Here is a 14,895-nt window from a genome sequence, read left to right as displayed (position 1 = left end):
AGGGGTGAGCAAGGGTGAACAGGGCGGTCAGAGCGGGATGTTGCCGTGCCGGCGCTCCGGCATCGGGGCGCGCTTGCCGCGCAGTGTGCGCAGGGCGCGGCAGAGGTGGGCGCGGGTGTCGCGCGGGGCGATCACTGCATCGACGTACCCGCGTTCAGCGGCGAGGTACGGGGTCCCGTGGGTGGACTCGTACGTGGCGATGAGGCGGGCTCGCAGCGCCTCCGGGTCGGCCGCGGCGGCGAGTTCGCGCCGGTGCAGCACGCCGACGGCGCCCTCCGCGCCCATGACGGCGATACGGGCCGTGGGCCAGGCGAGATTGACGTCGGCGCCGAGGTGCTTGGAGCCCATCACCGCGTACCCGCCGCCGTACGCCTTGCGCACCACCACGGTGACCTTGGGGACGGTCGCCTCGGCGTACGCGTACAGCAGTTTGGCGCCGCGCCGGATGATGCCGGCCCGCTCTTGGCGGACGCCGGAGAGGTAGCCGGGGACGTCGGCGAAGGTCAGCAGCGGAATGCCGAACGCGTCGCAGAACCGTACGAAACGTGCCGCCTTCTCGGACGCGTCGATGTCGAGGACACCGGCCGAGTGCAGCGGCTGATTGGCGACGACACCGACACTGCTGCCCTCGACGCGGGCCAGGGCACAGATGATGTTCGGCGCGAACAACTCCTGCACGTAGAGGAGTTCACCGTCGTCGACGACCGCCTGGAGGATGTCCCGCATGTCGTAGGCCTGACCGGTCCGGTCCGGCACGACCTCGTCCAGCCCGTCTGCGGCGGGCGTCGACCCGGGAGCGTACTGCGGGGGTCGGTCCAGGTTGTTGGCGGGCAGGTACGACAGCAGGTCGCGTACGGTGTCGAGGGCTTCTTCCTCGTCGGCGGCGAGGAAGTGGGCGTTGCCGTTCACGGAGTTGCTGGTGCGGGCGCCGCCCAGGTCCTCGGCGGTGGTGTGCTCGCCGGTGACCGCCTCGATGACGTCGGGACCGGTGACGAACATGTGCGAGGCGCCGTCCACCATGACCGTGAAGTCGGTGATGGCGGGGGAGTAGGCGGCACCGCCCGCGCACGGCCCGAGGATGACCGAGATCTGCGGGATCACCCCGGACGCCTTCACATTGCGGCGCACCAACTCGGCGTAGAGGGCGAGCGATGCGACGCCCTCCTGGATGCGGGCGCCGCCGGAGTCGTTGAGGCCGATGACGGGGCAGCCGGTCTTGAGGGCGAGGTCCATCAGGGCCACGGTCTTCTCGCCGAACGCCTCGCCCATGCTGCCGCCGAAGACCGTGGAGTCCTGGGCGAACACGCAGACGGGTCGCCCGTCGACCGTGCCGTACCCGGTGACGACCCCGTCACCGTAGGGGCGGTGGGCGCCGTCCCCCGTGGATCTGGCCCGCACGAACAGACCCGTCTCCGCGAACGAGTCCACGTCCAGCAGCCGTTCGATCCGCTCCCGCGCACCGAAGGCCCCGCGTCTTCTCGGCGTGGCCGGAGTCAGGGCCTGCGCCCGGCGGTGTTCCAAGTCCGTGATGCGCTCGGCGGTGCGGTCCGCCGTATGTGCCGCTGTCGCCCGGGATGTTGTCGCCTCTCGCGTCACAGCCACCTCCGAAGGGGTTCTCGAATATGGCAGCGATTCGGGAGCGGTCCTGGGTGATGGCCGTTCTGTTTGCGGGAGTTGAGTCCTGGGCGACGGAGGTTCGTCCTGAGGTGACAAAGGGGCGACGGTCGGCGGCACCAACGGGCGTCCCGGCGGCCGGGGTTGGGCGGACAGCGGTGCGGGTGTCGGAGGCGGTCAGGGCCGCGCGTTCTCGGAGTGGGGGTTGGCGGCCGGGCCCTCGGTGCTGAGCAGGACGACCGTCGAGGTGGGTCCGACGGCCAGGGCGGTACGGCGTTCGGCGGCGCCCTCGCCGGTCAGGGCGGCGCGTGCACCTGCCAGCGAGGCCGCGCCGCAGGGCCCGGCGGCGACACCGACGGCGGCGAGATCGCGTGCGGCCTCGGCACTGTCGGCGTCCGTGACCACGACGGCCGCGTCCAGACCGTCACGTAGAAACGGCCAGGCCAGGCTGGAGACGGTGCCGCAGTTCAGGCCGGCCATGGTGGTGGCGCCGGTCGGCACGCTGACCGGCGCACGGCGGCCGAGGCTGGCCAGAACACAGGCCGCGGTGTCGGGCTCCACGGACAGCAGGGCGGTCGGCGCGGGCCCGGCCGCGCGGCTGCGGTAGTGGGTGACGGCGGCCTGCGCGAGCGAGCCCACGCCCACCGGGACCGCCACCAGATCGGGCGCCCCGATGCCCAACTGCGCGTCAATCTCCGCGAACAGGGTCGAGTAGCCCTCCACGATCCAGCCGGGAATCCGCTCGTATCCGGGCCAGGCGGTGTCCTGCACGAGCACGGCGTCCCGCGCGCTCGCCGCCGCGTCGGCCGCCCGGCGCACGGCTTCGTCGTACGCGCCCGGCACGAGTGTGACCTGTGCGCCTTCGTCCTCGATGGCGGTCACGGCGGCCGGGTGGACGCCCCGCGGGACGAAGACATGGGAACGCTGCCCGAACAGCCGCGCCATCCGGGCCACGGCCCGGCCGTGGTTCCCGTCGGTGGCGGTGACCAGCCGCACCTGACCACCGGTCCCGCTGCTGCCGCCGTTCGCCCCGCTGCCGCCGTTCGCCCGCTCCGCCAGCACCCGGTGCACCGCCCAGGACGCGCCCAGCGCCTTGAACGCGGGCAGCCCCAGCCGCGCGGACTCGTCCTTGACGAACAGCCGGCCGACCCCGAGTTCCCTTGCCAGGGACGGGAGTTCGGTCAGTGCGGTCGGTGCGTAACCCGGTTGCTCGGCGTGGAAGGTCTGCACCTCGGCCGGAGGCGGCGCACAGGTCCAGGTCCTGGCGTCGGGTCGTACGAACCACGGCAGGTGGCGCGGCGGGGTCGGGTTGCCGGTGGCGAAAGGAATCTTGGACACGCGATCATCGTGAGCCCGCCCATATCGATGGTCCAGTACATCTTTCTGATCGATATCGATCAGAAAAGCCACCGGCCACGGGGCGGGCTCACTGTCCTCCGGCATCACGGTGGCTGCCGCCATCACGATGTCCACCGGCATTCAGATCAGGCGGCCTGTCCTGCCGCCACCTCGTCGAGCCGCTTGCTCTTCGGGATCAGGGTGACGAGCACCGCGCCGAGGGCGCAGCAACCGACCACCAGCCAGAGGCCGTTGGTGAAGCCGGCGTCCAGGTAGAACTGGGTGCCCTTGAGGACCGCGCCGTTCTGGGCCATGACGACGAAGGCCAACTGGGAGACGACGATCTGGGCGACGCCCTGGCCGAGGGTCTGCACGCCGTTGGCGAGGGCCTGTTCCTCGGGGGTCACCACCTCGATGATCATGATGGGCACGATGGCCATGACCATGCCGGTGCCCAGGCCCGCGATCAGACCCATCTCGATGATCTGCGCGGCGTTGTGGTGCAGTTGGGTGCCGATGCCGTAGCCGAGGACCGTGAGCGCGGAGCCGGCGCCCAGGATGATCCGCGCGTCCACCCGGCGGGCGAGCACACCGGTGCCGACGGCCGCCACGATGATCATGGCGCTGATCGGGCTGGTGACGATGGCGTTGTGGGTCCCGGACCAGCCCAGGCCTTCGGAGACGCTGGGGATGTTCGGCATGAGGATCAGCAGCTGGATCACCACGCCGACGGCGCTGAGCGAGCCCGCCGCGATGGACGTGGCCAGCAGGACGGTCCACACCGGCCGGCGCCGGGTCATGGACAGCGGGAACAGGGGCTCGGCCACCCGGCGCTCGACCAGGACGAAGGCGACCAGCGTGAGCACCGCGCCGATGACGTAGCCGGCGAACTTGCCGCTGTCCCAGCCCCAGTGCGAGCCCTGGCCGACGGCGTACACGAGTGCCGTGACCCCGCCGCCGAGGAGGATTCCGCCGGCCCAGTCCATCCGGCCACCCACCGCGCGGATCGGGCTCTCGGGCACGAAGGCGGCCACCAGGAGGAAGCTCGCCGCAGTGCTGATGGCCATGAACCACAGCACTCCGCGGAAGCCGTAGTCGTCCAGGAGCCAGCCGGACAGGAACGGTCCGCCGAAGGCGACGAGGCCGATGCCACCGGCGAGGATGCCGCTGGCGAGTCCGACCCAGCGGCGCGGGAAGACGTCGCGGGTGATCGCGTAGGCCAGCGGGGCGGTGGCGGCGTAGACGCCCGCGATGCCGCGCCCGATCAGCAGGGTGCGGTAGTCGGTGGCGAGGGCGGCGACCAGGTCGCCGACGAAGCCGAGCCCGGTGGCGACGAGCAGGACGCGCTTCTTGCCGAAGAGGGCCGCGGCCTTGACCGCGAACGGCAGGAAGAAGGTGCCGGTCAGCAGGGTCATCAGGGTGAACCACGCGATGTCGGTGGTCCGGAAGTGGATCGCGACATCGGCCTGCGCGATGCCGGACAACGCGGCCATGAGCGCGACCAGTTGGACGGTCCAGACGAGCGCGACGACGACGAGCGCGTTGCGTGTCGAGGAACGGGTGGGCTCGGGGGCCTGCGGGGGAGCGGTGCGGGTCTCGGACATCCGGGGGCCTTCCGTGGTGCGTCGGAGGGTGCGGGGAGGGCGTGGGGATGGGGGTGCGGGGATGGTGTGTGGGGGAGTGGCTCGTAACGTAGACCTAACGGTCGGTACAATCAATGAGTCGTGCAGAGCGAATCGCTCGAACCCGTTTCGCCGTGCCCCGCCGTGCTCCCTGCGCCGGGCGCCCACGCCCCCTCAGCAGGCGTCACGCTCCAGCAGTGGGCGTCACGCCCCTCAGCAGGCCGTCCAGCCGCCGTCCACCGTGAGCGTGGTGCCCGTGACGAAGCGGGACGCGTCCGAGACGAGGAACACCGCGGCCCCGCCCAGCTCCTCGGCGTCGCCCACGCGACCCAGGGGCGTGTTACTCACGATCCGCTCGCCCCAGCGGCTGTCCAGCAGCCCGGAGCTGAGGTCGGTCTGGAAATAGCCGGGGGCGAGGGAGTTGACCCGTACCCCGCGATCGGCCCACTCCACGGCCAGCGCTCGCGTGAGGGCCTCGACCCCGCCCTTGCTCGCGGCGTAGGCGGCGATTCGCTCGAAGCCGGTGCGGGCGTGCACGGACGAGACGTTGACGATCGAGCCCGAACGCTGCTCCAGCATCACCTTGCCCGCCTCGCGGCAACAGTAGAAGGTGCCTTGCAGGTTGACGTCGATCACCTGTCGCCAGTCCTCGTCGGTGACCCGCTCGCTGCGCGTGAAGTGCGGGCTGATCCCGGCACAGTTGACGACCGCGTCCAGGCCGCCCGTCCACCGCGTGATCCGCTCGACCATGTCCCGCACGCCGGCCGAGTCCGCCACCGACCCGGGCAGGACGAGCACCTTGCCGCCGTGCGGGGCGAGTTCGGACTCCAGCCGTTCCAGGTCGGTGCCGGTCCGGGCGGTCACCGCCACGGCCGCCCCCGCCTGCGAGACGGCGACGGCGATCGCCCGCCCGAGTCCCTTCCCCGCCCCCGTCACCCACACCGTCTTGCGGTCCAGGCGCAGTTGGCCGTTCACATCGTTCAAGACCGGTCCTCCGTGGGCAGGTCGCGCAGGGTCCGCTTGAGGACCTTGCCCGACGGCGTACGAGGCAGTTCGGCGACGAAGTCGAAGCGGGCGGGCACCTTGAACTTGGCCAGACGGCCCTGGCAGAACTCCCGCAGTTCCTCCGCCCCGGCGTCCGCCCGAGGTCGCAACACCACGAAGGCGCGCGGCACTTCGCCCCACCGGGGATGGGTGAGGCCGACCACCGCGGCCTCCAGTACCGCGGGATGCTCGTACAGGACCCGCTCGACCTCCGGGGTCGCGATGTTCTCGCCGCCGGAGACGATCATGTCCTTCTTGCGGTCGTCGATGTAGACGAAACCGTCCTCGTCGACGTGTCCGATGTCCCCGGTGTGGAACCAGCCGTCCTTGAGGGCGGCGGCCGTGGCCTTCTCGTCGCGCCAGTACCCGGCGAAGACCTTGGGTCCGCGCAGGGTGATCTCGCCCAACTCGCCCGCCGGGACCTCCTTGCCGGTGTCGTCGACGATCCGCACGCGCGTGTGCGGCACAGGGCGGCCGACCGAGCCCAGCTTGGTCAGCGCGTGCGCGCGGTCGAGGAAGGTGTCGCCCGACACCGTCTCGGTCAGCCCGTAGGCGTCGGCGAACCAGGCGTTGGGGAACGCGGTCATGATCCGGCGCAGCACCGGCTCGGGCGTCTTCTCCCCGCCGCCCAGGACGAAGCGCACGGAACCGGTGTCGTAGCCGTCGCGGTCCGGGACCTCCAGGACCGCGTTGACCATCGCGGGCGCCAGCCACACGTTGGTGACGCCGTGTTCCTGGATGGCGTCCAGGACGCCCACCGGGTCGAACTTCCGTTGCAGCACGACGCTTCCGCCCGTGTACAGGACCCCGAGGGCGGGCATGTCGAGCCCGCCCACGTGGTAGAGCGGCCCGCACACCAGAGTCGTGTCCGCCGAGGTCAGGCCGAAGTGGACGATGTGGGCGAGGTTCTTGGCCTGCACGTTGCCGTGGGTGATGCACACGCCCTTGGGGCGGGCCGTGGTGCCGGAGGTGTACATCAGGCGCTGGAGGTCGTCGGGGCCGGCCTCGACGGGCTCGACGTGGGCGCCGGGGTGCCGGGCGAGCAGCTCCTCGTATCCGGTCCACGGCTCGGCGACCGGCTGCCCGCCGACCTGGATCCGGTGTACGAGACCCGGCAGGTGCGCCGCGATCCGGTCGGCCGCGCGCGCGAACTCCGGCTCGGTCACCAGGACCTTGGCCTCGGCATGGCCCAAGATGTACTGCCATTCCTCTTCGGACAGGCGGTAGTTCAGCGGGAGGAATACCGCGCCGAGCCGTCCCGCCGCGTACAGGAGTTCCAGGAATTCGGGCTGGTTGTAGAGCAGCAGCCCCACGACGTCACCGCGCCCGACCCCCGACTCGGCCAGCCCGGCGGCCAGTCGGTTCACCCGTGCGTGCAGCTCCCGCACGGTCAGGCGCCGCTTTCCCTGGGTGATCACCACGGCGTCAGGGCGCTGGGACAGGTGGTAATCGAGGATGCTCGCGAAATTGTGCAAGGCAACTCTCTCGGCTCGGTGGCCGGGAATGTCCCGACCGGTCGGTTGCTCGCTCCCAAGATTTAGTGTACCTCTTGGTCTATAAAACCTGTCGGCACTCTACGACGACCCGTGCCGAGCGACAAGCCGTCCGACCACGGGCGATGCCGCTCTTCAGCGGACCGGCCCAGGACGGGACGCCGCACTTCGGCAGACCCGCCCGAGACGAGGAGGGACCTCGTGTCACGCATCCGCCTCGACCCCGACGGACCCGTCACCACGGTCCGCCTCGACCACCCGCCCATGAACGCGTTCGACGACGAACTGCGCGCCGAACTCGCCTCGTGCGCCCGGGAATTGGCGGACGCTCGTGGTGTGCGCGCCGTGGTGCTGTACGGCGGGGAGCGGCTGTTCGCGGCCGGTGCGGACATCAAGGCGCTGGCCGCGATGAGCGCCGAGGAAGTGCGGGGCTGGAACCGGGCGTTGCAGCGGACCTTCGACGAGATCGCCCGGCTCCCCATGCCGGTCGTCGCGGCGATCACCGGGTACGCGCTCGGCGGCGGCCTGGAGTTGGCGCTCGCCGCCGACTACCGGGTGGCCGCCGAGGACGCGGTGCTCGGGCAGCCCGAGGTGCAGCTCGGCATCATGCCCGGCTCGGGCGGCACCCAGCGCCTGGTCCGGCTGATCGGCCCGGCCCGCGCGAAGAACCTGTTGATGACCGGCCGCCGGGTCGGCGCCGAGGAGGCGCTGCGGCTCGGGCTCGTCGACGAGGTGGTCCCACCGGCCGCGGTCCTCGACACCGCGCTCGGCTACGCCCGTCGGCTCGCCGAGGGGCCGCCGGCCGCGCTGGAGGCCATCAAGGAAGCGGTCGACCATGGCGCCGACGCGGGACTGTCCGCCGGGCTCGCGCTCGAACGGGCCCTGTTCACCGGGGTGTTCGGCACCGCGGACGCCAGCCACGGCATCCGCTCGTTCCTCGAATACGGCCCGGGGAAGGCGCGGTTCACCGGCGAGGACAGCAAGGGCTAGGGCCGATGCGGAAGTTGTCCCGGCCGGACCTGGAAGTCGGCGCGGTCGGACTCGGAGGTCGGCCGGCCGGTCTTGGCAGTCGGCGCGGTCGGACTCGGAGGTCGGCCCGGCCGGTCTTGGAAGCCGGCCCGGTTGCTCAGCAGCCGTGCGGCACGGGAGCCGTACGACACGAGAAGGGTGGAGACGATGAAGGCGTTGCGCTGGCACGGCGCGCGTGATCTGCGGCTGGAGGAACTGCCCGACCCGCCCGCGCCGCGGCCGCACGAGGCGGTCGTGGAGGTGGCCTGGTGCGGAGTGTGCGGCACCGACCTGCACGAGTACCTCGAAGGCCCGCACATGATCCGCGCCGATCCGCACCCCCTCACCGGAGCCCGCCCGCCGCTCGCCCTCGGCCATGAACTCAGCGGCACCGTCCTGGAGTTGGGCGCGGAGGTGCCGGGCATCGCGGTCGGCGACCGGGTGACCGCGGACCCCGTGTGGCGCTGCGGGGCCTGCTACTGGTGCGTGCGCGGCGAGTACCACATCTGCCCGAAGAGCGGCTCGGTCGGCCTCGCCTCGCCCGGCGCCTTCGCGGACCGCGTCACCGTTCCCCTCGCCGGACTGACCCGCCTGCCCGACAACGTCAGCGACGAGATGGCGGCCGTCGCCGAACCCCTCGCCGTCGGTCTGCACGCCGTCACCCGCGGCCAAGTCCGGCCCGGCGACAACGTCCTGGTGGTCGGCGGCGGCCCCATCGGCTTCGCGGTCGTCCTCGCGGCCCGCCTGGCGGGCGCCGCCGGGCTCTACGTCAGCGAACCGCTCAAGGAACGCCGGGAACGGCTCCTCGACCTGGGCGTCACCGAGGCGTTCGACCCGCGCGAGAGCGACGTACGCCGTGAGGTCTTCGTGCGCACCGGCCGCATCGGGCCGGACGTCGTCATCGACGCGACCGGTGTGCCGGCCCTGGCCGCGCAGGCCGTCTCGACCGTCCGGCGCGGCGGCCGGGTCGTGCTCGCGGGCGTCGGCCACGGCAAGGTCGAGTTCGACATGGGGCAGCTCGTCTTCTACGAACGCACCGTCCTCGGCACGCTCGGCTACCACCACGACATCCCGCGCGTGATCGACCTCATGAGCACCGGGCGCCTGGACGCCGCGCCCCTGGTCACCGGACGCCTCCCGCTCTCCGAAGGAGCCGGACTGTTCGCGGAGTTGGCCGCCGACCGGGCCCGCCATCTCAAGGTTCTGCTGACCCCGAAGGGACTGTGACATGGATTTCGACCTGCCGGAGGAGACCTGTGACCTGCGGGACATGGTGCGTGAGTTCGCGGCCAAGGAGATCACCCCGCACGCGGCCGGCTGGTCCGAGAACGAGCACTTCCCCACCCACGTCTTCACCAAGCTCGGCGAACTCGGCCTGATGGGCATGCTCGTGCCCGAGGAGTACGACGGCGCGGGCTCCGACACCGTCTCCTACGTGGCCGTGATGGAGGAACTCGGCGCCGCCGACCAGTCGGTGGCCTCCTCCTGGAACGCCCACTCGACCATCGCCACCCTGCCCCTCCTCGCGTATGGCACCGAGGCACAGAAGCAACGCTGGCTGGCGCCGCTGGCCCGGGGCGAGGCGATCGGCGCCTTCGGTCTGACCGAGCCGGACGCCGGTTCCGACGCGGCCGGCATCGCCACCACCGCCCGCCGGGCGGACGGGGGTTGGGTGCTCAACGGCACGAAGATGTTCATCACCAACGCCGGCACCGACATCAGCCAGGGCGTCACCCTGCTCGCCGTCACCGGCCGGGACGAGGAGGGACGCAAGCGGTTCGCGACCTTCTACGTCGAGACCGGCACCCCCGGCTACAGGTGCGGACCCAAACTGAAGAAGCTCGGCTGGCACGCCATGGACACCCGGGAACTGGTCTTCGACGACTGCTGGATACCCGACGACCACCTGATCGGCGAAGAGGGCAACGGGCTGCGCCAGTTCCTGTCGGTGCTCGACAAGGGCCGTATCAGCGTGGCCGCGTTGAGCCTCTCACTCGCCAAGGCGGCACTGTCCCTCGCGGTCAAACACGCGGCGGAACGGCACCAGTTCGGCCGCCCGCTCTCCGCCTTCCAGGCCGTCGCGCACAAGATCGCCGACATCGGCACCGAGGTGGAGGCGGCCCGCTGGATGGTCTACCGCGCCGCCTGGCTCGCCGACCGAGGCCGCCCGTACAGCACGGAGGCCGCCATGGCCAAGGTGTACGCCTCCGAGGTCGCCAACCGCGCCGCCTCCCAGGCCGTCCAGATCCACGGCGGCTACGGCTACATGCGCGAGTCGGAGATCTCCCGCTTCTACGCCGACGCCAAGATCCTGGAGATCGGCGAGGGCACCAACGAGATCCAGCGCAACGTCATCGCGCGGGCCCTGCTGAGGCAGGCGTGAGCCGGCCATGACGTACGGCCGTGTCCCGCGGGGCGCCGGAGCGCGCCGCGGGACCATGTCAGCGCAGGGCCGGACCGTGTCAGGGCGCCGCGCGTTGTCAGCTCCCGACCGCGGCCGGCTCCCAGACCGCCTCGGGGTCCAGCGGCAGCTCCGCGCGGTCGCGCTTGAACGCCGTCGCCCGCTCCTCGGTCTTGGCCAGGGCGGAGTCGACCGCGCCGAAACCGCGGAACAGGGTCGCGCAGTACTCCCGGGACAGATACGCCGGATCCCACCGGCCCTCCGGCTTCACCCACTGGTAGGTGTGGTTGTGCAGGTTGAGGAACTGCAGGGTCGCCAGGCGCGGTTCGGGCACCCGGAGGCTGCCCTGTTCCCCGGCCTCCGTCAGCAGACCGGTGATCAGGTGCTCGAACTCCGAGCGCTGGCCCAGCAGTGTCTGCAGCTCCGGGCCGGTCAGACTGCGGTAGTCGTGCTCGTAGACCCAGATGTGGTCGAGCCGGTGGAAGATGATCGTCAGCAGCGACTCGGACAGCAGCCGCAGCCGCAGCAGCGGGTCCGTGTCGAGGCCCGCGATCTGGCGGGTGCGGGACAGCAGCGGGCTCATCACCCGCCCCTGGATCTCGATCAGCAGGTTCTCCTTGGACCCGATGTAGTAGTACAGCGCGCCCTTGGCGAGCCCCACCGCACGGCCGAGATCGTTGACGGACGTCGCCGCGTAGCCCTGGCGGGCGAACAGCTCGGCGGCCGTGTCGATGATCTTCTGGCGGCGGACCTCGAAGTCCGGTCCATGACCCGGCGGTCGTGGCATCGCATCTCTCCCCTGTCGGGACGACGTGTCGAACCGACCCACCCCAGGATCCGCACCGGGCGCCGCGGGGGCGCCAAGGGGGGACAGCGGACCCCGGGACGTCGTCACTTCTGTTTGCTAGACCAGACGGTACATTAAAAGGCGAGCCGGACGGCGCGGGGGCGCGCCCCCTGCGCGAACATTGCGAGGACGCGCATGACTCAGGCACCGCAGTCCACCGACGCGGGCGTCGGGACCCGATCCGCCCACGCGGACCAACTCCTGGAAATGTACCGGCGGATGCGCCGGATCCGCCGTTTCGAGGAGCGGGCGTCCGAGCTGTACAAGGCGACGGAGATCCCCGGCTTCCTGCATCTGTCGATCGGCCAGGAGGCCACCGCCGTCGGCGCCTGCTGGCCCCTCGGCGAACGCGACGGCATCACCTCCACCCACCGCGGCCACGGCCACGTCCTGGCCAAGGGCCTGGACCCGGCGCCGATGATGGCCGAGCTGATGGGCAAGGAGGCCGGCACCTGTCACGGCCGCGGCGGCTCCATGCACATCGCCGACCCCGGCCTCGGCATCTACGGCGCCAACGGCATCGTCGGCGCGGGCCTGCCCATCGCCACGGGCGTGGCCACCGCCGCCAAGCTGCGCGACGCCGGTGACGTCGTCGTCGCGTTCTTCGGGGACGGCGCGGTCGCGCAGGGCATGTTCCACGAGGCCGTGAACCTGGCCGCCGTATGGGACCTGCCCGTCGTCTTCCTCTGCGAGAACAACCACTACTCCGAGTTCTCGCCCGCCTCCGCGCAGCACCGCGCCCCGCTCTCCGCCCGCGCCGCCGGCTACGGCATCGGCTACGCGCACGTCGACGGCAACGACGTCCTCGCCGTCGCCGGGACGATGGCGGACGTGGTGGCACGCCTGCGCGCGGGCGGCGGTCCCGTCCTGCTGGAGGCGGAGACCTACCGCTGGCACGGCCACTACGAGGGCGACCCCGAGCGCTACCGCACCTCCGAGGAGGTCGCCGCAGCCAAGGAACGCGACCCCCTCCTCGTCGCCCGCCGCCACCTCGCGGACGCGGGCGTGCCCACCGCCCTCGCGGACGCCGTCGACGAAGAGATCGACAAGGAGATCGAGGCGGCCGTCGAATGGGCGCGCGGGCTGCCCGAACCCGCCCCGGAGACGCTGTACGACTTCGTCTCCGCACCGCGCCCGACCGTGCCCGAACCCGCCCCGGCCGACGGGGAGGTCTTCCGCACCATGGACGCCGTACGCCTCGCCCTGGAGCACGAGTTGACGGCGGACCCGACCGTCTTCGTGGCCGGCATCGACGTCGGCGCGGGCGGCAACGTCTTCGGCCTCACCCGCGGCCTCGCCCAGGCCTTCCCCGGCCGGGTCCGCGACACCCCGATCAGCGAGAGCGCGATCCTCGGTACGGCGGTCGGGGCGGCCATGGCCGGCATGAAGCCGGTCGTCGAGATCATGTACATGGACTTCATCGGCGTCTGCCTCGACATGCTGCTCAACCAGGCCGCCAAGCTCCGCTTCATGACCGGCGGCCGGGCCTCGCTGCCCCTCGTCGTGCGCACCCAGTTCGGCGCGGGCCGCTCCTCCGGCAGCCAGCACTCCCAGAGTCTTGAGGCGCTGCTCGCCCACATCCCCGGCCTGACGGTGGTGATGCCGTCCAACCCCGCTGACACCTATGGCCTGTTGCGCGCCGCCATCCAGGACCCGAACCCGGTCGTCTTCGTCGAGAACCGACTCCAGTACGGACTCAAGGGCCCCAAGCCGGCGGCCGACCACCTGATCCCCCTGGGCAAGGCGAAGGTGATCCGCGAGGGCGCCGACATCACCCTGGTCTCCTGGTCGCGGATGGTTCAAGACGGCCTGGCCGCCGCGGAGTTGCTCGCCGGCGAGGGCATCAGCGTCGAAGTGATCGACCTGCGCACCATCACCCCGCTGGACCGCGAGACCGTCCTCGCCTCCCTCGCCAAGACCAACCGCCTGGTCATCGCGCACGAGGCGGTACGTGACTTCGGCGTCGGCGCGGAGCTGTCCGCCCTCGCCGTCGACGAGGGCTTCTGGCACCTCGACGCCCCGGTCACGCGGGTGGCCCCACCGTCCGTCCCGGCCCCGTACGCCCCCTCGCTGGAGCGCGTCTGGCTGCCCTCACGGGACACGATCGCGGACACACTGCGCAGGATCGCCGCGGTCTGAACAGGGATGAGCGGTTCAGGGACGAGCGGTTCCACGACGGGAAGGGCCCCCAGAGATTCTGGGGGCCCTTCCCGTCGTAGCGGCTGTCAGACGGTCGCGACCGGTGTCAGCGGGCTGCCCTGCGTTCCGGGCAGGTTGAGCGGGGGAGCGGTGAGCAGGAAGCGGCTGCGGTCGTGCTCGCGCAGCCAGGCCGCCAGCTTCTCCAGGTACCACAACTCGCCCAGCGGGACGCCGAGTTTGAAGAGGCAGAGGTTGTGGATCGGGAGCAGCGAGTGCGGGGTGTTGTCCTCGGGGCCGACGCCCACGCCCTCGACGGCGTAGTTGTCCGCGATCAGCGCCGAGATCTGCGACTCGGCGATCCACTCCAGCAGCGCCGGGTCGTACGCGTCGAGGTAGGAGGCCGTGGTGTGGATGCCCACGGGGTCCGGGTTCTTGCCCCAGGCCATCACCGCGGTGTCGAAGCCGGTGTGCAGGAGGAGCATGTCACCGGGCTCGACGACGATGTTGTCCGCCGCCATGATCTCCCGCAGGGTCTTGAGGTCGACCGGCTGCCAGGTGCTGCCCAGGTGGTGGGCGAGGTCGATCAGGACGCCCCGGCCCTGGACCCCGTGCTCCGCCATGTGCTCCAGGCCGAGGTGGCGCGCGAAGCCGAGGCTGCCGCTGCCGTCGCCCTTGGCGTCCTCCCGCGGTCCGACGATGTCGGTGTCGGCGCGGTACCCGTTGTAGTAGACGGCCTCGGCGATGCCGTCACCGTCGGCGTCGAACTCCTGGCCCTGATGGGCGAGCGCGTCCCACTGCGTCGAGTACTGGAGCCACAGGGTCACCACGTCGTCGGACCAGACGTCCGTGAGGTGCGGCGAGAAGTGCTCCCGCGCCTTGATGTTGTAGAAGACGTCCTGCTTGTGTTCCAGGTCCTCGGTGGGCCGCAGGATCGGCGGATACCGGCGCTGGTTCAACCAACTTCCGCCCGGATAGTCGAGCGGCAGGCTCAGGCCGAAGGCGATGCCGTGCTCGACCTCGCGCACTCCCTGGAGCACCTTCTCGGGGGTCAGCAGATTGATACGCCCCAGCTCGTCGTCCTCGCCGAAGTCGCCCCAGGTGGAGCCGGGCGGACGCTGCTTCCAACGCTTGGTCACGGTGTTGCCTCCTCGTGCGACGGTCCCCGTTGACAGCCAACAGCATGCTATTGAGATTGGACCGAACGGTCAACGAATCTTTCCCAAGGTAATAGACTGCGTGGTCGAAAGGTGTCTCAGGCGCTTCAATGTTGGAGGAGAAAATGAGCGAATCCACAGCGGCGTGGGTCGCGGCCGGTGCCCACCGGCTCAGCACCGTGCGCGACAGCGACGAGATCGTCGTGCTCCAGCACGGCACGATCGTGGAACGCGG

Annotated in this window: 11 protein-coding genes; 4 read left to right on the top strand and 7 right to left on the bottom strand. The window is 71.1% G+C overall.

The window, feature by feature from the left end:
• Positions 1-27 precede the first annotated feature (27 nt).
• The 5 genes from ACWDR3_RS25330 to ACWDR3_RS25310 form a co-directional block, all read right to left on the bottom strand.
• Positions 28-1,596 (bottom strand): acyl-CoA carboxylase subunit beta, encoded by a 1,569-nt coding sequence (locus ACWDR3_RS25330; protein ID WP_450354885.1) that lies wholly within the window; start codon positions 1,594-1,596, stop codon positions 28-30.
• Positions 1,597-1,791: 195 nt separating this feature from the next.
• Entirely contained in the window at positions 1,792-2,943 is a 1,152-nt protein-coding gene (locus tag ACWDR3_RS25325; protein ID WP_450354884.1) for a diaminopropionate ammonia-lyase, read from the bottom strand.
• Positions 2,944-3,098: 155 nt separating this feature from the next.
• Positions 3,099-4,556: an MFS transporter gene (locus tag ACWDR3_RS25320; protein WP_450354839.1), complete on the bottom strand. Its 1,458-nt coding sequence runs from the start codon at positions 4,554-4,556 to the stop codon at positions 3,099-3,101.
• Between the two features lie 231 nt (positions 4,557-4,787).
• Positions 4,788-5,549 carry an SDR family NAD(P)-dependent oxidoreductase gene (locus tag ACWDR3_RS25315; RefSeq protein ID WP_450354882.1) on the bottom strand — a complete coding sequence of 254 codons (762 nt, stop codon included), beginning with the start codon at positions 5,547-5,549 and terminating at the stop codon, positions 4,788-4,790.
• 5 nt (positions 5,550-5,554) lie between these two features.
• Positions 5,555-7,093: an acyl-CoA synthetase gene (locus ACWDR3_RS25310; protein ID WP_450354838.1), complete on the bottom strand. Its 1,539-nt coding sequence runs from the start codon at positions 7,091-7,093 to the stop codon at positions 5,555-5,557.
• A gap of 219 nt (positions 7,094-7,312) precedes the next feature.
• Between ACWDR3_RS25310 and ACWDR3_RS25305 the strand changes: the two genes are divergently transcribed.
• The 3 genes from ACWDR3_RS25305 (at position 7,313) to ACWDR3_RS25295 (ending at position 10,502) form a co-directional block, all read left to right on the top strand.
• The gene (locus ACWDR3_RS25305) at positions 7,313-8,101 is read left to right on the top strand and encodes an enoyl-CoA hydratase/isomerase family protein (protein ID WP_450354837.1); all 789 of its coding nucleotides are present in this window, start codon (positions 7,313-7,315) and stop codon (positions 8,099-8,101) included.
• A 186-nt stretch (positions 8,102-8,287) separates the two neighbouring features.
• Complete coding sequence (locus ACWDR3_RS25300; protein WP_450354836.1) at positions 8,288-9,346, top strand: 2,3-butanediol dehydrogenase; 1,059 nt, start codon at positions 8,288-8,290, stop codon at positions 9,344-9,346.
• Between the two features lies 1 nt (position 9,347).
• On the top strand, positions 9,348-10,502 hold the full coding sequence (locus tag ACWDR3_RS25295; protein WP_450354835.1) for an acyl-CoA dehydrogenase family protein: 1,155 nt from the start codon (positions 9,348-9,350) through the stop codon (positions 10,500-10,502).
• Between the two features lie 97 nt (positions 10,503-10,599).
• Here the strand turns inward: ACWDR3_RS25295 and ACWDR3_RS25290 are convergent, their stop codons facing one another.
• Complete coding sequence (locus tag ACWDR3_RS25290) at positions 10,600-11,307, bottom strand: TetR family transcriptional regulator (protein WP_450354834.1); 708 nt, start codon at positions 11,305-11,307, stop codon at positions 10,600-10,602.
• 195 nt (positions 11,308-11,502) lie between these two features.
• On the opposite strand from ACWDR3_RS25290, the gene ACWDR3_RS25285 reads away from it, so the two are divergent.
• Positions 11,503-13,506: an alpha-ketoacid dehydrogenase subunit alpha/beta gene (locus ACWDR3_RS25285; RefSeq protein WP_450354833.1), complete on the top strand. Its 2,004-nt coding sequence runs from the start codon at positions 11,503-11,505 to the stop codon at positions 13,504-13,506.
• Positions 13,507-13,592: 86 nt separating this feature from the next.
• Here ACWDR3_RS25285 and ACWDR3_RS25280 read toward each other — a convergent pair whose 3' ends face one another.
• Positions 13,593-14,642: a cyclase family protein gene (locus tag ACWDR3_RS25280; protein WP_450354832.1), complete on the bottom strand. Its 1,050-nt coding sequence runs from the start codon at positions 14,640-14,642 to the stop codon at positions 13,593-13,595.
• Between the last annotated feature and the right edge of the window lie 253 nt (positions 14,643-14,895).

Source organism: Streptomyces sp. NPDC001002, assembly GCF_053599215.1.
The sequence above is the reverse complement of the archived record's forward strand: the minus strand, read 5'-3'. Positions and strand labels throughout refer to the sequence as shown.